The 19335-nt window shown below is 74.4% G+C and carries 13 protein-coding genes; 5 read left to right on the top strand and 8 right to left on the bottom strand.

Annotated features, from left to right (window positions below; genetic code table 11):
- Positions 1-2: 2 nt before the first annotated feature.
- Positions 3-1745, top strand: coding sequence for a hypothetical protein (locus tag AB0B83_RS11170; protein WP_357578023.1), 1743 nt, complete (start codon positions 3-5; stop codon positions 1743-1745).
- Positions 1746-1777: 32 nt separating this feature from the next.
- Here the strand turns inward: AB0B83_RS11170 and AB0B83_RS11165 are convergent, their stop codons facing one another.
- The 5 genes from AB0B83_RS11165 to AB0B83_RS11145 all read right to left on the bottom strand — a co-directional run bounded on the left by AB0B83_RS11165 (position 1778) and on the right by AB0B83_RS11145 (position 5303).
- Positions 1778-2158 (bottom strand): VOC family protein, encoded by a 381-nt coding sequence (locus AB0B83_RS11165; protein WP_151452392.1) that lies wholly within the window; start codon positions 2156-2158, stop codon positions 1778-1780.
- 21 nt (positions 2159-2179) lie between these two features.
- Entirely contained in the window at positions 2180-2425 is a 246-nt protein-coding gene (locus tag AB0B83_RS11160) for a DUF5988 family protein (RefSeq protein WP_311410138.1), read from the bottom strand.
- Positions 2426-2677: 252 nt separating this feature from the next.
- Entirely contained in the window at positions 2678-3415 is a 738-nt protein-coding gene (locus AB0B83_RS11155) for an ABC transporter permease (RefSeq protein ID WP_151452394.1), read from the bottom strand.
- A complete protein-coding gene (locus AB0B83_RS11150; RefSeq protein ID WP_311410136.1) occupies positions 3412-4353 on the bottom strand; it encodes an ABC transporter ATP-binding protein in 942 nt (313 codons plus the stop codon). Before AB0B83_RS11150 ends, AB0B83_RS11155 begins: the two co-directional genes overlap by 4 nt.
- 275 nt (positions 4354-4628) lie before the next feature.
- A complete protein-coding gene (locus tag AB0B83_RS11145) occupies positions 4629-5303 on the bottom strand; it encodes an HAD-IA family hydrolase (protein ID WP_357578022.1) in 675 nt (224 codons plus the stop codon).
- Positions 5304-5540: 237 nt separating this feature from the next.
- On the opposite strand from AB0B83_RS11145, the gene AB0B83_RS11140 reads away from it, so the two are divergent.
- Positions 5541-6950, top strand: a complete 1410-nt coding sequence (locus AB0B83_RS11140) for an acyl-CoA synthetase (RefSeq protein ID WP_357578021.1) — start codon at positions 5541-5543, stop codon at positions 6948-6950.
- Here the strand turns inward: AB0B83_RS11140 and AB0B83_RS11135 are convergent.
- Positions 6947-7609 carry a 4'-phosphopantetheinyl transferase superfamily protein gene (locus AB0B83_RS11135; RefSeq protein WP_357578020.1) on the bottom strand — a complete coding sequence of 221 codons (663 nt, stop codon included), beginning with the start codon at positions 7607-7609 and terminating at the stop codon, positions 6947-6949. The genes AB0B83_RS11140 and AB0B83_RS11135 overlap by 4 nt on opposite strands.
- A 174-nt stretch (positions 7610-7783) precedes the next feature.
- Between AB0B83_RS11135 and AB0B83_RS11130 the strand changes: the two genes are divergently transcribed.
- Positions 7784-8263: a cold shock domain-containing protein gene (locus AB0B83_RS11130; RefSeq protein ID WP_357578019.1), complete on the top strand. Its 480-nt coding sequence runs from the start codon at positions 7784-7786 to the stop codon at positions 8261-8263.
- 46 nt (positions 8264-8309) lie between these two features.
- On the opposite strand, the gene AB0B83_RS11125 is transcribed toward AB0B83_RS11130, so the two are convergent.
- Entirely contained in the window at positions 8310-9689 is a 1380-nt protein-coding gene (locus AB0B83_RS11125; protein WP_357578018.1) for an AMP-binding protein, read from the bottom strand.
- A 1382-nt stretch (positions 9690-11071) separates the two neighbouring features.
- Here AB0B83_RS11125 and AB0B83_RS11120 point away from each other — a divergent pair.
- Both AB0B83_RS11120 and AB0B83_RS11115 read left to right on the top strand, forming a co-directional pair.
- The gene (locus tag AB0B83_RS11120; protein ID WP_357578017.1) at positions 11072-13924 is read left to right on the top strand and encodes an AAA family ATPase; all 2853 of its coding nucleotides are present in this window, start codon (positions 11072-11074) and stop codon (positions 13922-13924) included.
- A 713-nt stretch (positions 13925-14637) separates the two neighbouring features.
- On the top strand, positions 14638-17454 hold the full coding sequence (locus AB0B83_RS11115; protein WP_357578016.1) for an AAA family ATPase: 2817 nt from the start codon (positions 14638-14640) through the stop codon (positions 17452-17454).
- 67 nt (positions 17455-17521) lie between these two features.
- Here the strand turns inward: AB0B83_RS11115 and AB0B83_RS11110 are convergent, their stop codons facing one another.
- The gene (locus AB0B83_RS11110; RefSeq protein WP_357578015.1) at positions 17522-18928 is read right to left on the bottom strand and encodes a glycosyltransferase; all 1407 of its coding nucleotides are present in this window, start codon (positions 18926-18928) and stop codon (positions 17522-17524) included.
- Between the last annotated feature and the right edge of the window lie 407 nt (positions 18929-19335).

Genomic DNA, 19335 nt, shown 5'->3' with positions numbered 1-19335 from the left:
CGATGGACCTGGACGTCTCGGACAAGGTCGCCAGTGTCGTCGGCGGCACGGTGACGCTCGCCACCGCGCTCGTCACCGCGACCGTCGCCCTCCGCCACCGCGCCCGGGGCCGGCGCGGCTGGTGGGCCGCGCTGCGCCCGGTCTGGCGCGGCGAGGCCGACGCCGGCATCGTCCACCCGCACCGCTTCGGCGGCTACGTCAAGCCGCTGTCCGAGGTGTACGTGCCGCGTCGCGCGGTGCCACGGCTCGCCCCGTCCGGCGACGGCGACAGCGTCGACGTGGCGGACCTGCTCACCGGCGCCGGCAACGTGCTGCTGATCGGGGAGCCGGGCAGCGGGAAGACGGCGCTCGTGCGCTACGAGAGCGCCCGCTCGGCGCGACGGTGGCTCGCCGGGCGCGGGCGGCGACGGCGCTGCCCGCCCGGGCCGGTGCTGGTGAGCCTGCCGGCCGCCGCCCTGGTGCGCCAGCCGCTGTCCGCGGCGCTCGCCGAGGCGTACCCGCGCGACGGCGCCCCGCTCGACGTCGAGCAGGCCCCCGCCCCCGGCCGGCGGTGGCTGGTCTGCGTCGACGCTCTCGACGCCGTGACCGACCCGGACGAGCGGGCCGTCGTCCTGAACCGCCTCGCGGAGCTGGCCCGCTCCCCCGGACCGGCCGGCCCGCCGAGGCCCTGGCGGGTCCTGGTGACCACGCGGCACCTGGCGGAGGACGAGCTGGCCGTGCTGGGCGACGACTATCCGGCGTACCACCTGGCGCACTTCACCGACGCGGACGTGGCGCTGCTGGCGGCCCACTGGTTCCCCGACGGCGCCACGGCCCGCAGGTTCCTGGACTGGACCCACGCCCAGCGCATCACCGGGCCGGTGCACAATCCGCTCACCGCCACCGTCGCGGTGCTGGTCTGGGAGGGCGGGCAGGCGGAGGCGGCCACGCCGACGGGCCCGGCCGCCCTGCTCGACGAGTTCGTCCGCGCCCTGCTGCGCGGCGGCCGGGCCAGCCTCGACGCCGCCTGCGCGGCGCTGCGGCGCCACCCGCCCGACGGCGAGGCGGTCGCCGCCTGGCTGGACACCCGGCACACCGACCTCGTCGAGGTGGCGGCGACCGCCGCCGTCGCCGCCGGCGACCCGGTGGCGGCCGTCGTCGACTGGTCGGCGGCCCACGCCCCGGCTCCCCCGGCGACGGTGCTGCCCGACTGGCCCGCGCGGGTACGGCAGATCCTGCTCGCCACCGACCTCTTCCGGGCCGACCGCCACGCCCTGGCCTCGGTCTGGCCCAGCCTGGTGGAGTACCTGGCGGCCGGGCCGCTCGCCCGCGACTGGCGGCCCGACGAGTGGGTGACGCTGATGAACACCGGCTCGGCGCGGTTCGTCGCGCTGCAGGCGATCAGCCGGGCCGCCGTCACTCCGGCCTTCCTGCGCGCCCGGCTGACCGAGCCGGTCGGGGCGATCGCCGCGGGTCACCTGCTCGCCGGCCGGGGCACGGCCGCCGCCAGCGCGCCGGCGTTCCGGGCGGACGTGCTGGCGGCGCTGCTCACCCACTGGTCCGACGGCGCGGACGGTCCCGGCGGCCGGGACGCCGCCCGGGAATGCTTCTCGCTGTTGACCACCCTGGCGGCGGACCGCGCCGACCGGGACCTGCTGCACGAGATCGCCGCGGATCCGCAACGACCGGGTGAGGTCCGCCGGGCCGCGGCGCTCTTCTTCGCCCTGCGCACCCGCAACGCCCACCGCTCCCGCGCGGTGCGATGACCGACGGAGCGGTGGGCGTCGCGGGTGTTCGCCTACGCCGCCCGCTGCGGGCCGACGACGGTCCAGCACAGGCCGGCGGGATCGCGCAGCGTCACCTGGCGCGACGGATCCGCCGGCGTCTCGACGCGGGCACCGGCGGCCACCGCCCGCCGCAGCACCGACTCGGGGTCGGTCCGCTCGATGGTCAGCACGTCGTCGCGGCTCTCCACCGCCGACGGCGCGCCCGCCTCGTACCACTCGCTGACGGTCAGGCGGTGGCCGCCGACGGCCAGCTCCGCGTGCAGGACGTGCCCGTCGAGCAGACACTCCCGGACGATCGCGACGGCGTCGAAGACATCCGTGTAGAAGGCGATGGCCTCGTTCGTGTCGCTGACCGTCAGGTGGGGACCCGGCCGGTGGTTCTGTGCCCTCATGTGACTGGTGCCGCCCTTCCCCTACTCGGCGATCCGGGTCCGACCGGTCCAGCGGAAGACCACCGGAAGGTCGACCGCCAGCGGGGTGGCGCCCCGTTCGAAGTGCTCGTACCCGCCGTAGTGCAGGACCTTGATCTTCTCCTCCGCCCGCGCCACCTGGCGGCTGCGCAGGTCGGCCGGCAGATCGACCGGACCGCCCTCCAGGACGACGTCGATGACGCCGACTGCGTCCCGGGTGACCGGATCAGCTTGCGAAACGTCCTTCATGGCACGACCTCCGTCGCATTCCGCACACCTCGGACGAGCCGCCGCACGGCGGACACGTCCACACAGGCCTGACGACACCCGTTGCCGGGTGAACGGACGCTTCACGGCCGAACGTCCTTGTCCGGTGACCGGGCGCCCGTTCTGCTCCGAACGTAATCCAGATCACATTCGGCGGACACCCTTAGGCCACCCCTAGGAACGGCCCTGGGCAGCGACGACGTCCCCCGCACCCGCCATGGGGGGTGCGGGGGATCACTCCCAGCGGAAGAACCGGGTGGCCGCCGCGGAGCCGACCACGGCCGTCACCGCCAGGGCGATCAGCTGCGGCAGCTCCGGGTTGGCGCCCGCCCACGCCGCACCGAGGGTGTCCACCGTGGCACCCAGCGGCGAGTAGTCGGCGATGGCGGCCAGCGCGCTCGGCATCCGGTCACGGGGCAGCCAGGCGCCCGCCAGGAAGAGCAGCGGGAAGAACAGCGCGGGACCGATCGACTGCGCCGCCCGGGCGGAGGGCGCCAGCGCCGCGATCAGCAGACCGACGGCGAAGAGGCACGCCACCCCGAGCAGGAAGGCCAGCACGAAACCGGGAACGTTGGCCGGCGCCGGCTGGTCCAGCAGGAACCGTACGGCGATCGCGGTGACCACCGCGCCGAGGACGCCCATCACCAGGTTGACCACCACCTGCGCCACCAGCAGGAGCGCGGGCTGCACCGGGGTGGTCGCCAGGCGGCGCAGCACCCGGCGTTCCCGGTAGATGCCGAGCGCCATCGGCAGGGTGAAGAGCGCGAGCATGCCGATGGTGAGGGCAAGCGCCAGCGACGGCAGGAAGGTCTGCTCGGCGTGCTGCCCGGTGTCGGCGGCCGTGCCGGCGCGCTGCGGCAACCCGAAGACGAGCATCAGGCCGATCGGCAGGGCGAACACGAAGAACAACGACACCGGTTCCCGCAGGAACAGCTTCGTCTCGACGGCGATCAGCTTGGACAGGGCGCTCACGACGACCTCCCGTCGGTCGGGGACTGCGCGGCGGTCCGGCCCGAACGGCCGGTGAGGGAGACGAACGCGTCGTCGAGGGTGGGCTGCTCGACCCGCAGCGCGTCGTAGCGGATCCCGCGCCCGTTGAGCACGGACAGGACCGACTGGAGCACGTCCTTCGTGCCGGTCACCGTCACCTCGTCGCGGTAGCGGGAAACCCCCGTCACGTCGGGCGCCGCGAGCAGCAGGGCGTCCTCGACCGGCTCGGCGGGACGGAAGTGCACCCGGTGCTCGCTGCCGACCCGGGTGAGCAGGCCGGCGGGGCTGTCGATGGCCACCACCCGACCCTTGTCGATGATCGCGAGCCGGTCGCAGAGGCGTTGCGCCTCCTCCATGAAGTGGGTGACCAGCACGACGGTGACGCCCCGGTCGCGGATCCGCTCGACCAGGTCCCAGGTGTCCCGGCGACCCTGCGGGTCGAGGCCGGTGGTCAGCTCGTCGAGGATGGCGACCTCCGGCCTGCCGACCAGCGCCAGGGCCACCGACAGCCGCTGCTTCTGACCGCCGGAGAGCTTCTGGAAGTAGGTGTTGCGCTGCTCGGCCAGGCCGAGGTCGGTCAGCAGCTCGTCGATGTCGGCCCGGTTGCGGTAGAAGGACCGGTACAGGTCCAGCGCCTCCCACACCCGTACCTTGTCCGGCAGCTGGCTCTCCTGGAGCTGGGCGCCGACGCGCTGCCGCACCTCGGTGCGGTCGCGGACCGGGTCGAGCCCGAGCACCCGGATGGTGCCGCCGTCGGGACGACGCAACCCCTGCACGCACTCGACCGTGGTGGTCTTGCCGGCCCCGTTCGGGCCGAGCACGCCGAAGATCTCGCCCTGTTCCACGGTGAAGGAGACGTCGTCGACCGCGATCTTCTCGCCGTACCGTTTCTGCAGATGATCGACTTCGATGACCGGCATTGGGGGTGGTCCTCCTTCACGTGCGGGTTGCCGTCGAGAAGGGCGGACCCCTCGGCTGATCGCGGCGTCGGCTTGCGGGAACGGGCCGGCCGGCCGGCGCCAGGCCGACCGACGCCCGACATCATCCGGCCAACCGATGTGCCGATCAACTGATCAGCTGACAAATCGGGGGTATCGAACCGGGAATCGGCCCGGGACAGGGGTGCCGACCGCGAACGCGGCGCGGGGGCAGGGGTGCCGCTCGGTCACCGCAGGTGTCCGTCCACGCGGGTCGGTCACCGGCGGGCCGGGCAGAACGGCAGCAGCTCGTCGAGTCGGGTCAGGACGACGTCGGGGCCGGCGGCGCGCAGGGTCTCCTCGTCGGATTCGCCCCACAGCGCGGCCACCGCCAGCACCCCGGCCGCCCGCGCGCTGGCCAGGTCGCTGGGGGCGTCGCCGACCATCAGCGCCTCCCCGGGGCGGGCCCCGAGCAGGCGCAGCGCCCGCCGCACGATGTCCGGAGCGGGCTTCGGCCGGGGCACCTCGTCCGAGCCCACCACGTGGTCGACCAGCGGCAGCAGGCCGAGCCGGCCGAGCAGATCGCGGGCGCGGACCCCGCTGCGGCCGGTGGCCACGGCCAGCCCGATCCCCCGCCGGCGCAGGGTGCCTAGCAGCTCCGGCACCCCGTCGACGGGGGTGACCCGGTGCGCGAGGCGGTTGCTCTCCCGCACGAACGGCCCGGCCAGCGTCGCCGGCAGGCCCATCAGCTCCAGCACCTCCGGCAGGTACCGGCCCGGGTGGCGGCAGTACTCCTCGACCGGGGCGACGCCGTCGCCGACCACCTCGGCGTACGCGAGGGCGAACGCTTCCCTGGCCACGGCGAGGCTGTCGACCAGCACCCCGTCGAGGTCGAGCACCACGGCCCGGACGCCGCCCGGTACCGCCGTCCACGCCGTCGCGTCCGCGACCACCGACGTCACCTCCCGCCCGTCCGATCCGGCGCGCCGCCCGGTAGGGGTGGCAGGCCGGGGTGCCCCCGACTACGGTCAGGACCGTCGTTCCGGGCCCGCCGGCGCGGCGCACCGCGCCCACCTGGATCCGCCGGCGCCCCACCGACCCTACCGGCGTCCCGGGTGCCCGTCGTCCGGCCGCCGCGGCACGCCCGGCCGGACCGGCCCGGGCCCGAGCCGCTGGAGAGGGGTCGCACCATGCCGCTGTTGAGCGCGCTCGCGGGAGGCACCGACGAGCGTCCGGACGCCATCCGCGTCGACGACCGCGCGGTGTCCTGGGTGGAGCTGCGCCGCCTGGCCGCGGCGGTGGCCGACGAGCTGCACGGCGTCGACCGGGTGGCCATCGAGGCCACGGCGACCCTGGAGACGGTGGTCGGGGTGGTCGGCGCCCTCACGGCCGGGGCGGCGGTCGTGCCGGTCCCGCCGGACGCCGGGCCGATGGAGCGCGACCACATCCTGCGCGACTCGCGCGCGACGGCACTGCTGGTCCCGGCCGGCGTGGGGCGCACCACCGAGGGCACGGGCCGGGCCGTCGTACCCGTCGACCTGAGCCACCGCTCGGACACCGTCCATCCCGAGCCGGACCCGGCCGGCACCGCGGTGATCCTCTACACCAGCGGCACCACCGGCGCCCCGAAGGGCGCCGTGATCTCCCGCCGTGCCGTCGCCGCCTGCCTGGACGGGCTGGCCGACGCCTGGGCGTGGACGCCGGACGACCTGCTGGTGCACGGCCTGCCGCTGTTCCACGTGCACGGGCTGGTGCTCGGCGTGCTCGGGCCGCTGCGGCTGGGTGGCCGGCTGCACCACGTGGGCCGGCCGCGACCCGAACGGTACGCCGCCGCCAACGGCTCGATGTACTTCGGCGTGCCGACCGTGTGGTCCCGGATCGCCGCCGACCCGGACTCGGCGCGGGCGCTGCGTCCGGCGCGACTGCTCGTCTCGGGCAGCGCGGCGCTGCCGGCGGCCGTCTTCGCGGACCTCGCCACCCTCACCGGGCACCGGCCCGTCGAGCGGTACGGGATGACCGAGACCCTGATCACGGTGAGCGCCCGGGCGGACGGCCCGCGCCGGCCGGGCACCGTCGGGCTGCCGCTGCCCGGGGTGCGTACGCGGCTGGTCGACGAGAACGGCGCCACGCTCCCCGCCGACGGGGCGGCGATGGGCGAGCTCCAGGTCGACGGTCCCACCCTGTTCGACGGCTACCTGAACCGTCCGGACGCCGACGCGGCGAGCCGCACCCCGGACGGCTGGTTCCGCACCGGGGACGTCGCCACCGTCGACCCGGACGGCTGGCACCGGATCGTCGGGCGGGCGTCCACCGACCTGATCAAGAGCGGCGGCTACCGGATCGGCGCCGGCGAGGTGGAGGACGCCCTGCTGGCGCACCCGGGGGTCCGCGAGGCCGCCGTGGTGGGCACCCCGCACCCCGACCTCGGCCAGCAGGTCACCGCGTACGTGGTGGGCGACGGGGTGGACGGGGCCGAGCTTATCGACTTCGTGGCCCGGCACCTGTCGGCGCACAAGCGGCCACGCGAGGTGCGCCTGGTCGACGCGCTGCCCCGCAACGCCCTCGGCAAGGTGCAGAAGACCAGGCTGACGGCGGACTAGGGCACAACGGCCGGGATGCTGATCGCGGTGGCGACCAGTCCCCGCTCGACCAGGAACCTGCCGGCGAAGGCCGTCACCGGGATCCCGCCGAGGACCGGGCCGGGCACCAGCAGCCGGGCCTCGAACGTGCCGGCCGGATCGATCACGATGTCCGCCTCCGAGAAGTCCAGCCACCGGCCGGTGAGCGGGAACCACGCCTTGTACACCGCCTCCTTCGCGCTGAACAGCAGGCGGTCCCAGCAGACGGCGGGGCGGGCCGCGCCCAGCGTGGCGGTGCGCGCCCGCTCGGCCGGCAGGGCGATCGCGTCGAGCACCCCGTCGGGCAGCGGCGCGTGCGGCTCGGCGTCCACGCCGAGGGTGGCGAACGCGGTCGTACGGCCGAGGACCGCCGCCCGGTAGCCGTCGCAGTGCGTCATGCTGCCGACCACGCCGGCCGGCCAGACCGGGGCGCCGCGGGCGCCGGAGACGATCGGCACCGGCGTGAGGCCCAGCTCGCCGAGGGCCGTGCGGGCGCAGTGCCGCACGGTGGTGAACTCCCGGCGACGCTTCTCCACCGACCGGGCCACCAGCGCCTCTTCCTCGGGGAACAGGGTCAGGCCGGCGGGGTCCGTGAAGGCCTCGGCCACCGCCACGGCGGGAGGCAGGATCTGCTCGATCACGTCCGCCGATGCTAGGCGCTGCGGCGAGCCGCGCCGCGCCGGCACCGACGGTACGGTGCACCATAGGGGTCGGGTACGGGTGCCGGGCCGCGCGGGCGGCTGCCAGTCTGGGGGCGGGCCCCGGTTCCATGGGCGGGGTACGCGGATTTTGGTCGGATGGATGCGGGAAAAGCGATGCTCACTGGCAAGGTGGTGCGGTTCGACGAGGTGCGGGGCTACGGGTTCATCGCCCCGGACGACGGCAGCGACGACGTGTTCGTGCACGCGAACATGCTGGACGGCGACAAGTGGGCGCTGACGCCCGGTGTCCCGGTGGAGTACGAGGCGGTGGGGACCGACCGCGGCCCCAAGGCCGTGCTGGTGCGGGTGGTGGGCGCTGCCGTGGGCGCGGAGCGCAACGGGACGGCCGGCACCGCGGCGCCCTCCCGGGCCGGCGTGGCGTTCACCGGCGGGCGCAGCAGGGACGGCGGGCCGTCCACGGGCGGTGCGGAGGACGACGAGGGCCTGTGCGACGTGCTCTCCGAGCGGGCCTTCTGCACGGAGACCACCGAGGCACTGGTCACCTCCGTGTCGGACCTGACCGGGGCGCAGATCGTGGCGGTGCGTGCCCGGATGCTGGACCTGGCCCGACGGCACGGCTGGGTGGAGGGCTGACCGCGGGACGGACGTCGGTGGACCGCCGCCCACTCCCCCGGCCGGCTCAACCGGCGGCGATCAGCAGGGACTTCCTGATCCGGCCGAGCGCGCTGCGCGGCAGCTCGTCGACGAAGTGCACCCGCCGGGGTCGTTGACCCGCGGAGAGGTACCGGCCGACGTGGTCGATGAGCACCTGCGCGGTCAACCCCTCGGCGACGACGTACGCGGTGACCTGCTCGCCGAGCGCGTCGTGCGGCGTGCCGACGACGGCGGCCTCCCGGACACCGGGATGGCTCAGCAACGCCTCCTCGATCTGCCCGGCGTGCATCCGCCGGCCCCGGCAGTGCAGCACGTCGAGCCCGCGCCGACCGATGATCCGGTACGAGCCGTCGGCGGCCACGGTGGCCAGGTCGCCGGTGGCGTGCCAGTGACCGGCGGCATGGCCCCGCCCGCCCTCGACGTAGCCGCTGAACAGCGTCGGCCCGCAGATGCTCAACTCGCCGACCGACTCGCCGTCGGCCGGCACCGGTCGGGCCTCGCGGTCCAGCACCCGGGTCTCCACCCCGGGCAGGGGGGTGCCGACGGCACCGGCAACCGTGGGGTCGTCGGCCCGCCCGGTCAGCGCGATGAGCGTCTCGGTGGTGCCGTACGCCTGGACCGGCGTGTGCGAGGTGAGCAGCCGGAGGCGTTCGGCCACGGCGCAGGCCAGTGGGGCGTCCGCGGAGATGAGGATCCGCGCCGCCGACAGCGACCGGGCCCAGCCGGCGTTCAGCGCGATCTTCGCCCACTGCTCGGGCAACCCCAGGTACATGGTGCCGACCGGTCCGGCGGCGGCGTTGCGGTCGAGGTGGACGAAGCGGCTGCCGACCCGCAACGCGCCGAGCAGGCCGACGACCAGGCCGTACGCCCGGAACAGCGGCGCGCCCTGGACCACGACGTCCTCCTCGCTCCACCGCCACGCGTCGGCCAGCAGGTCGAGGTCGGCGGCGATGGCGCGACGCGAGATGCGTACCCCGCGCGACGGCCCGCCGGCGCCCCCGGTGTAGAGGATGACCGCGTCGGTGCCCGGCGCCGGCTCGGGGTGCGGTGTCGAGGAGCGCTCCCGCAGGTCGACCGGGACGGTGGGCAGCCGGTGGGTGTCGGACCGGTTGCGGCCGAGGAGCACCGTCGCCCCGGACTGCCGCAGGATGCGGCCCCGTTCGCACTCGTCCGCGTCGGGGGGCAGCGGTACGAGCGGGACGCCCGCGTGGACGGCGCCGAGCATTCCCACCACCGTCTCCAGGGTCGGTGTGCCGTCGACGGCCACCGCGACCGCACCCCTGATCCGGTCGGCGACCGCGGTGACGCAGCCGAGCAGGGCCTCGCTGGAGAGCGTGCCGCCAGCCACCGTGACCGCATCGGCCCGGTCCGCGCCGAATCCCCGCAGCGCCGGCAGCAGTGTCATCTGCGCTATCCCCTGCGGAGGGGGGCAACGAGTCGCGGCGGCAGGTGGAACATCACGACGGCCACAGAACCCTTCAGGTCACGGGGGCACGGCCCCATATCCGACCATCCCGATGATGGAAACGGGTGCCACGAAATTAGGCCGGGCTATCGGCCCGGCACAACCCCTAGCTGCCCGGACCGGGTCCCCTGCGAGGCCGACAGGCCAGGTAGGACAGGATCTCGTCCGGTTTCCGACAGCGGCGGGCCGGACCACCCTTTCCCGTGGCCGACACTATGGATGGACGACGACTCGCCGACAGTGACGGACATTGGAGTCGACTTTTGACAGGAAATTGTCGATCAGCAGTAATGCAACGCTGATACATTGATGTCGGTTACACTTATCCGACCGCATTCCGTCGCCCACGCAGCGACACCGGCGCCCGCCGACTGACCCCTGGCGCATAATTCTTTTTTAACAACATAATCGGTGAATTTCCCAAAGGTCCGAATCGGGCGACGCGCGCCGACTCCCGATCCCGGGCGACCCGGCGGCCCGCAGTCGCACTTCGGGCAGGCGATGTCGCGCGCCGCAACAATCGGGAACCTTTAACAATTGTCGAGCCGCCCGACCGCGCCCTGGAGCCCCTCGTCGCCGGCCCGGGCCCGCGGGCCGGCAGGCACCCCCGACCCCCTTCCGACAGTCAGCGCTCCCACGCCGGGCCGCACCGTCGCCCGTGGCCGCCGGGCCGCCCGCCGGCCATGTTGACACTGAGTTGAGCAGCGCTTACACGGGATGACGTCGAGGGCTTCCGGCCCCACCCGACGCGGGACGGCCACCGACGGGAGGCGGCTTCGCCGCCGACGGGCCGACGACGGGAGTTCCGTCGCGGTGACGGCGTGGACACGCACCGGACGCTTAGCACGCAAGAACGCGTCCGCCAATCGCCGAGCGGGCCGGAAAAGGCGCGACCAATGGGCCACGGCGGCATACTGTCACGTTACGGGACCGCCCGGCGACTTTCCGCTGTCGGCCGTACGCACGAAGCCAGGTCGGGCCGACGCGAGACAGAACCGATGTTTGCCCATCCTTTACAAACCTCGGCTTGCCGCCCAATTGCCGAACTGCCATACTCCCACCATCACGGTGGTCGATAGGGGGAAGGCCGGCCCGGAGAGGCCGGGGAATTATCACCGACGCTGGCGGGGGCGCGACCCGGAGTCGCCATCCGGTCAAGTCGGTCGATGGTTCGCCGGCCATGCTCGATGGTCGTCTATATTTGCTAATAATGGAATGGGTCAAGAATTGCCGGTCTCCGATTTCGTCGAGCTCCAGGGGCGCGCAGGGCGGGCGGCCCCTCCGGTGACCGCGGACCGCACGTTCCTCCGGGGGCCGCGTCGATGGAGCTGACCGAGCGGTCGTGCCTGCTCAGCATGCTGGAACGCCGGCTGACGGACCTGTTCAGCAGCGAGGCCTCCCCGACCAACCGGACCGTCGCCGTGCTGACCGGCCCGGTCGGCTCCGGCAAGACCACGCTGTTGCAGACCTTCGCCCGGCGGGCCTGCGACTCCGGGGCACGGGTCCTCGGCGCGAGTGCCTCCCGCGCCGAACGCACCGTCCCGCTGGAGGTCATCCGGCAGCTCGTGCGGGCGGCGCCGTTGAGTGGAGCCGGCAACCCCGACCTCTGGGCCCGCCTCGGGCGGCTGCTGGACGCCGGTGCCCTCACCTGGACCGACGCCGACGACACGGACCACGAGGACACCGCCCTGGCCACCGCCGCGATCGGTGGGGCCCTGCTGGAGATGACCGCGCAGGGGCCGTTGGTCATCGCGGTCGACGACGTCCACCACGCCGACGTGCCGTCACTGCGTTGCCTCGACTACGTGGCCCGACGGATCTCCGGGCTACCCGTGCTGATCATCCTGACGGAGGCGCCGCGCACCCGGCCGTGGCGGCCCGAGGTGCACGCCGAGCTGCTGCAACCCGCGCGGCTGCAGCGCATCCGGCTGCCGCAGCTCACCGCCGACGGGACGTTCCAACTGCTCGCCCGGCGACTCGGCGTTCCGGTCGCCCGCACCATCGCCGAGGAGAGCCATCGGATCAGCGGCGGCAACCCGCTGCTGGTGCAGGCGCTCGCCGAGGACCAGGCGGCCGCGCCCCGGCCCGCCGACCGTCCCGTGACCGGGGAGTCGTTCCGGGAGGCCGTGCTCAGCTGCCTGTACCGCTGTGACCAGCTGGTGCTCAACGCCGCCCGGGTGCTGGCCGTGACCGGCGAGCCGCTGCACGGCAACCTGCTGCCCCACCTCGTCGACGCACGGTCACGGGCCGCGCTCGGAGCGATCGACGACTCGACCAGCGCGGGACTGATCACCGAGCAGGGGCTGCGCCATCCGGCGGTGAGCCAGGCCGTCCTCGACGGCATGACCGCCGAGGAACGCGCACGGCTGCATCTGGAGGCGGCCTGCCTGCTGCACGACGACGGCGCGGCCCCGGCCCGGATCGCGCCGCATCTGGTCGGGATCGACGAGCTGGCCGAGCCCTGGATGGCGCAGACCCTGCTGGACGCGGGCGAGCAGGCGTTGCGCGACGGCGAGATGGAGACCGCGCTGCGTTACCTGCGCCGCGCGCACCGGAGCTGCGCCGGCGAATGCCTGCGGGCGCGGATCCGTTCCGCGCTGGCCCGCGCCGAGTGGCGTCTCGACCCGCAGGCCGCGATCCCCCACCTGGTCGGCGTCGTCAGCGCCATCCGCGCCGGGCACCTCGGCAGCCAGCAGGCCGCCGGCGCCATCCACTACCTGCTCTGGCACGGCGAGATCGACAAGGCCGTCGATCTCGTCAACCACCTGAGCGAACGGGCGGACAGCGTCGACCCGAGGTCCGCCGCCGAACTGCTCGTCACCACGGGCTGGATGTCGACTCTCTACCCCGGCGTGATGGTCGACCGCCCCGCACCCGCCGTGGCCGCCCGGGACCCGCTCACCATGGCCAAGGTCAAGCGCGGGATCGAGGGCGCCACCCTGCTGTCCGCCGTGCTCGACCGCGGTGACGCTGGCGCCGTCGAGCAGGCCGAGCGGGCGCTGTCGACCACCGGGCTGGACGACGAGCCGAACATGTGGACCGCCGTCTGCGCACTCATCGCCATGATCTACGCCGACCGGCTGGACCTGGCCGACGACTGGTGCGACCGGCTGGGCCGCAACCCCGCCACCCCGCGCTACCCCACGCCGTCGGCGACGCTCGCGGCACTCCGGGCGGCCGTCGCCGGACGCCTCGGCGACCTGCCCCGCGCCGAGAAGCTGGCCAACGAGGCGCTCAGTCAGCTCTCGCCGAAGGGCTGGGGAGTGGTGATCGGGATTCCGCTCGCCGTCCGGGTACGGGCCCTCACCTTCATGGACCAGCTCGACGCGGCGGCGGCCTCCCTCCAGGTGCCGGTGCCCCCGGCGATGTTCGAGACCCCGATCGGGCTGCACTACCTGCAGGCCCGCGGGATGCACGCCCTCGCCGCGGAGAGCCCGGAGGCGGCCCTGGCCGACTTCCAGCTCTGCGGGCAGCTGATGAACCGCTGGCGGCTGGACTTCTCGGGACTCGTCCCGTGGCGGACCGAGTCGGCACGGGCGCTGCTCCGGATGGGCCGCCGCCAGCAGGCCGGCCGGTTGGTCCGCGAAGAGCTGGCCCGGCTGCGGCCCGTGCACGTGCGGCACCGGGCCGCCGCCCTGCGGGTGCTGGCCGCCACGGAGGACGGGCCGGACCGGATCCCGCACCTGCGCAGCGCCGTCCGGCTGCTGCGGCAGTGCGGTGACCGGATGGAGCTGGCGCACAACCTGGCCGACCTCGGTCAGGCCTACCAGCAGGTCGGCGACCGGCGGCAGGCCCGCGTCGCGGCGCGGTCGGCCCGGGTCCTCGCCGAGGAGTGCGGGATCCCGATGCTGCGGCCCGGCCTCTCCGCCAGGAGCGGCGGCGCCGAGGGCGCCGGCGCGACGGCCGTCGTCCGGGGACTGACCGACGCGGAGTGCAATGTGGCCACCCTGGCCGCCCAGGGCCACACCAACCGCGAGATCGCCGAGAAGCTCTTCCTGACCGTCAGCGCCATCGAGCAGCGGCTGACCCGGATCTACCGGAAGCTGGACGTCAACTCGCGCAGCGAGCTGGCCGCCCGGCTGCGCATGAACCGACCCGGCGCGACGGTCCTGGACCCACCGCCGCGAGGCAGGGACGACCCGGGCCACCGGCCCGCCGGGCCCCGGCCGCGCTGACCTTCGCCGGAAGACCACCGCTCCTGCCCCGCCGACCGCCCCGGCCACGGCTCACCGCCGGCCGTGGTCTCCTGGGGCCCGTCCCCGGACCGGTTCGTCGACCTGCGGCCGCACGGGGCCCGCGCCACCACGTCGCCCGGCACCCGCGGCCGCCTTCGACGTGGACCGCCGCCGGCCGTCCGCCGCCGTTCGCCCCGGCTTCCGCCGGTCTTTTCAGTCGAATGTGGAGGGTTGGCCTCGGCCGCCACCTGCGCCGACCGTCGCCGGGTGTCCACACCTGAGCACTGAGCGTGCAACCGGGCGTGCGTCGCGAAGGCCGATGTGACACCATCAAGCCGCACACCCGACACCAGCCACTCACCGTGTCGCCATCTCCCCCACCGGGTCGAGTCCGACACCCCTTCATCGCGCTTCGCGCAACCCCTATATGTGTTTCAGGGCCGCAGGTTTGTGCGCGAAACGATGGGGTCTCGCGCCCGTTGTCGCACACCCACGCCGGTGCCAGACTCCCCTGAGCACCCGGACCGTACGGCGAGAACCCCGGTCCGGCGAAGGATTTCCAGGTCCACCCGGCACGGCGGCCCGGTGCGCTCCACCCCTACCCGGAAGACGCGGGTGGAGGGGCGGCTGTCCGGCAAGGGGGAGGCGGCGTCGGCAACACCGGGGTTCCCGGTCCCGCGCCGCGTAGGAGAAGGGCTGACACGTTGGTGTTGGTGCAGCAAGAGGAGCAGACGACCCGTCTCCGGCACGCGTTCCAGGCTTGTGAGGACCAGCAGCGCGGACACGTCGCGCTGGTCACCGGCGCCGTGGGCAGCGGCAAGACGAGCCTGCTGGAGTCGTTCAGCGAGTGGGCGGCGGGCGCCGGCGGGCAGGTGATGAGCGCCGCTGGCTCCCGGGCCGAGCGCGGGCTCCACCTGGGAGTGGTCGGGCAGCTGTTCCACAGTGCACGGCTCACGCCGGAGGCCGCGGCCCGGGTCGAGAAGCTGATGCGGGACGCCACCTTCGCCGTACCGCTGCCCGAGCCCGGCGCCGAGGCGGCCGACGGCGACCGGGCCTGGGCCCCCCTGCTGCACGGCCTCTTCGCCGCCCTGCTCGACCTGACCGCCGCCGGCCCCCTGGTCCTCGTCGTCGACGACGTGCACCACGCGGACCCGGCCTCGCTGCACTGCCTTCTCTACGTGACCCGCCGGCTGCGCCACGCCCGGATCATGGTCGTGCTCGCGGAGGCCTCGACGCTGCGCCCGCCGCACCCGCTGTTCCGCGCCGAGCTGCTCAGCCAGCCGCACTTCTCCCGCATCGGCCTGCCGCCGCTGACCGTCGACGCCGTCGCCCGGCTGGTCGGCGGCGAGGCCGACAACGCCGACGCCCGGCGGACGGCGGAACGCTGCGTCCGCATGACCGGCGGCAATCCGCTGCTCACCCGGGCGCTGCTCGAGGAGCGGGCCGGCGCGGAGACGAACGACGAGTACGGCCCGCCGGTCGGCGACGCGTTCGACCAGGCGGTGCTCGGTTGCCTGTACCGGCACGAGCCGGGGGTGCGCCGGGTGGCGCAGGCGCTGGCGGTGCTCAACCGGCCCGCGACGACCGAACTGCTCGGCCACCTCCTCGACGTGGTGCCCGAGTCGACGGCCCCGGCGGTACGGGTGCTGCGCACCTCGGGCCTGATGGAGGGCGACCAGCTGCGCCACCCGCGCATCCTGCGGTCGATCCTTGGCGACATGTCGGCCGACGAACGGCGGAGCCTGCACCAGCGAGCCGCCGAGGTGCTGCACGACCACGGGGCCGAGCCGAGCGTGGTCGCCGAGCACCTGGTGGCCGCCGGCTCGGCGAGCGCGCCCTGGGTGGTGCCGGTGCTCCAGGACGCCGCCGGCCACGCGCTGGCGTCGGGCCGGCCCGACGTGGCCGCCGCGTGCCTGCGCCTGGTCTCCCGCGCCCCGGTCGACGCGCAGCAGCGGACCGCCACCACCGAGATGCTGGTGAACGCCCGCTGGCAGATCAACCCGCTGGCCGTGAACGGGCAGCTGACCGAGCTGGTGGAGACGGCGCGGGCCGCCGGGTGGTCCACCGACGCGGGCCTGTCCGCCGTGCCCTACCTGCTCTGGCAGGGCCGGGTGGACGAGGCCACCGAGGCGGTCAGCGCCTTCCCGACGGACGAGGAGCACGGCTCGGCCGGTACGGCCGGTCGCCTGCGGATGATGCAGCTGCTGGTCAGCCTCTCCCACCCGGAGCACCTGGCCACCGTGCGGGAGACCCCGAGCGCCTGGAGCCGGGCGGCGAGCGCGCCGACCACGATCAGCCCGCTGCTCCAGGCGGTGACGGTGCTCGGCACCGCGCTGACGCCGGCCGCGGACAACGACACCGTGGCAACCGCGGAGCAGCTTCTCCAGCGCCACCACACGGACGACGGCGCGCTGGGTCTGCTGACCGCTCCCCTGCTGGCGCTGCTCTGGGCGGGTCGGTCCGACCGGGCCGCGGTCTGGGGAGACGTGCTGCTCGGCCGGCCGGCGGCCCAGCACGCCCCGGTGTGGCGGGCCGTCATCCGGGCGGTCCGGGCGGAGGCGGCGTTGCGCGTCGGCGACCTGCCCGGCGCGGAGCACCACGCGCGGGCGGCCCTGGAGGACATGCCCGCCCCGGCCTGGGGCGTGGCGGTCGCCGGCCCGCTGGCCACGTTGGTCGCCTGCGCGACCGAGTCGGGCCGGTTCTCCGAGGCCGAACGGTGGCTCGCCCACCCCGTCCCGCCCGGCATGTTCCGCACCCCGCTGGGCCTGCACTACCTGGCCGCCCGGGCCCGGCACCACCTGGCCGTGCGCCGGCCGCACGCCGCCACCACCGACCTGCGCCGGTGCGGCGAGCTGATGCGCGCCTGGGGCATCGACGCGGCCGGGCTGGTGCCGTGGCGGCTGGAGCTGGCCCGGGTGCAGCTCAGCGTCGGCAACAAGGCGCAGGCCACGCAGCTTCTCCAGGAGCAGCTGCGGGTGCCGCACGGGGTCGACGACCGCACCCGGGGTCGTACGCTCCGGCTGCTCGCCACCACCGCCGCCCAGGACCACCGGCGCAAGCTGCTCTCCGAAGCGGTCAACCTGCTCCAGTCCAGCGGCGACCGGCTGGAACTCGTCCGGGCCCTCGGCGACACCGGCCAGACGCTCCAACGTGCCGGGGACTCCGCCCGCGCCCGACTGCTCGTCCGCCGCGCCTACCAGCTCGCCCAGGACTGCGGCGCGTCGGTGCTGGCCCAGCGGCTGATCCGTCGGGAGCCGGGCAGCGGACTGCCGGCGTACCCGGCCGCCGCCGAGTTGCAGGAGCCGGACGACGGGCTGAGCGACGCCGAACGCCGGGTCGCCGCGCTGGCCGCCCAGGGGCACACCAACCGGCAGATCTCCAGCAAGCTCTTCATCACCGTGAGCACGGTGGAGCAGCACCTGACCCGGGTCTACCGCAAGCTCGACGTCAAGCGGCGCACGGACCTGCCGTCCCGGCTCGTCGCGTACGCGGAGGCGCTGGCCGACGAGACCCAGGGCGCCGCGTCCTGACCGACGTCGCAGGGGCGCGGTGGGTGTGACCCACCGCGCCCCTGCGGCGCGTACGACGACCGGGAGATCAGCCGACGGCCAGCCCGACGGTACGACGGACCGCCGCCTCATCGCGGTGTTCCAGCACGAGGTCGGCGGCGGCGGTGACCCCGCCGGCCTGCCGCATCCGCCGGCTCCACAGCTGCGCCCGCGCCCGGAACGTCTCCTCGCCCAGCAGCCGCCCGAGCTTGGCGAGGACGTCCTCGACGTCCGGCGAGTCGGCGCGCTCGACGGACAGGGCCACCCCGCTGTCGACCGCGCGCACCGCCCCGTCGGGGCAGTCCAGCCAGAACGGCATCACCAGCTGCGGCACGGCGAAGTGGACCGCCTCGTGGATGGCGTTGGCGGCGCCGTGGTTGAAGAAGACCCGCACGTGCGGGTGGGCCAGCACCCGGTGCTGCGACGGCACCCACGCCTCCACCCGCAGGTTGCCCGGCAGCCGCCGCGTTGGCGGGAGGAGGTGCTGCTGGCGCGCGGGCACCTTCCACAGCACGGCGTGCTCGGGCCCGAGCCGGTCGGCGATCTCGACGATCGCGTCCACCTGGCCGCGCGACAGTCGCATGATGGTGCCGAAGCCGATGTAGACCACCGAGGGGTGCACGTCGAGCCACCGGGTCAGCTCGTCGTCGCCGTCGGCGGGCGGCAGTTCCCGGGGCACGACGGGACCGAGCATCCGCAGCTTCTCCGGGGCGGTCGCGAAGGGGTACTCGAAGCCGAAGACCGTGTACGCCATGAGCGCCGCGGCGGCCTCGACGTAGCCGGCCGGGCGCATCTCCGGGTTGTGGATGCCGGCCGCCTTCCGGGCGGCCACGGCGGCGAGGCTGCGCCGCAGCCGGTCCGGCTCCATCAGCGCCCGCACCAGCCGGTTGCGGAAGCCGACGTTGGCCGCCTGCTGCCGGGGCGTCATCCGCTCCGGCAGCCCGGAGAACGCGGCCGGGTAGCGCGACGGCAGCTGCTCCTGGAAGAAGTTGGACGGCGGCAGCGAGATGCTGACCACGAAGGGCAGCTGCCGGGTCTGCGCCGCGTCCATCGCCCAGCTGGCGAGGCTGTCGACCACGGCCACCACCGGCCCGACCTCGTCGATGACCTGGAGGCAGCGCCGGTGGAGCTGCCGCACGTGGTCGTAGTCGGTGCTGACGTCGAGGTACCGGGCGAAGCTGGTCGCCCGGTCGCCGGTGGTCAGCAGCCGGTACGTCGCGTCGTCCCAGGTGTCCGGTGACGACTGCGGCCGGGCCGGGCCGAGCGAGACGAACGAGACCTCGCCCGGCCCGCGCAGTCCCTCGACGTCTGCCCGGCGGTCCTCGGTCGATGCGAACCAGACGTTCCCGACGCCCCGGGCCTTCAACTCGCCCGCGATGTTGAGCAGCGGGTTGAACATCCCCGCGCTGTTGTAGGCGACGACGAGTACCGCCCGGTCACGGTCGTTTCCGGTCATGTCCACCGTCCGTCACTCCTTCCCGCCTGTGCGGCGTCCCGCGCCGTCCGACCCTGGAGTACGCCGCGCCGGCGGGCTGTTCGTGGAGCCGTTCGGTCGGCGGCGGATCGACATCGATACACATCGATGCAGCAACGTGCGGCGAAGCTCGGGTCGAAGGGGCTGGCACTCCGGAACAGCCGGGACCTCGAGCTGGCGCCCTCTGCTCAGACTGCCACGGCTGGCATGGCAACGCTCGCTGGAGAGGCGGGTTATGTGCCGATTATTTCGGACTAACCTACCATGTCGACATTCGTGCCTGCCAATGGGATACAACCACCGACGCCGATGGCCCGGGCCCGGTCGGCGGCTCGACCGGCAGGTACGTCGGCTACCTGGTCCCGGGCCGGCGCGGCGGGACGCCCGGC

The sequence above is a fragment of the Micromonospora sp. NPDC049060 genome, assembly GCF_040649055.1.
Lineage (GTDB): Bacteria > Actinomycetota > Actinomycetes > Mycobacteriales > Micromonosporaceae > Micromonospora > Micromonospora reichwaldensis.
The sequence above is the reverse complement of the archived record's forward strand: the minus strand, read 5'-3'. Positions and strand labels throughout refer to the sequence as shown.

What these genes read in the sequence shown, in the direction of transcription:
- AB0B83_RS11140 (WP_357578021.1), top strand. Translation starts at nt 5,541, where the DNA reads ATGCCGCTGTTGAGCGCGCTCGCGGGAGGCACCGACGAGCGTCCGGAC.
- AB0B83_RS11170 (WP_357578023.1), top strand. Translation starts at nt 3, where the DNA reads ATGGACCTGGACGTCTCGGACAAGGTCGCCAGTGTCGTCGGCGGCACG.
- AB0B83_RS11125 (WP_357578018.1), bottom strand. Translation starts at nt 9,689, where the DNA reads ATGACACTGCTGCCGGCGCTGCGGGGATTCGGCGCGGACCGGGCCGAT.
- AB0B83_RS11150 (WP_311410136.1), bottom strand. Translation starts at nt 4,353, where the DNA reads ATGCCGGTCATCGAAGTCGATCATCTGCAGAAACGGTACGGCGAGAAG.
- AB0B83_RS11120 (WP_357578017.1), top strand. Translation starts at nt 11,072, where the DNA reads ATGGAGCTGACCGAGCGGTCGTGCCTGCTCAGCATGCTGGAACGCCGG.
- AB0B83_RS11160 (WP_311410138.1), bottom strand. Translation starts at nt 2,425, where the DNA reads ATGAAGGACGTTTCGCAAGCTGATCCGGTCACCCGGGACGCAGTCGGC.
- AB0B83_RS11165 (WP_151452392.1), bottom strand. Translation starts at nt 2,158, where the DNA reads ATGAGGGCACAGAACCACCGGCCGGGTCCCCACCTGACGGTCAGCGAC.
- AB0B83_RS11130 (WP_357578019.1), top strand. Translation starts at nt 7,784, where the DNA reads ATGCTCACTGGCAAGGTGGTGCGGTTCGACGAGGTGCGGGGCTACGGG.
- AB0B83_RS11110 (WP_357578015.1), bottom strand. Translation starts at nt 18,928, where the DNA reads ATGACCGGAAACGACCGTGACCGGGCGGTACTCGTCGTCGCCTACAAC.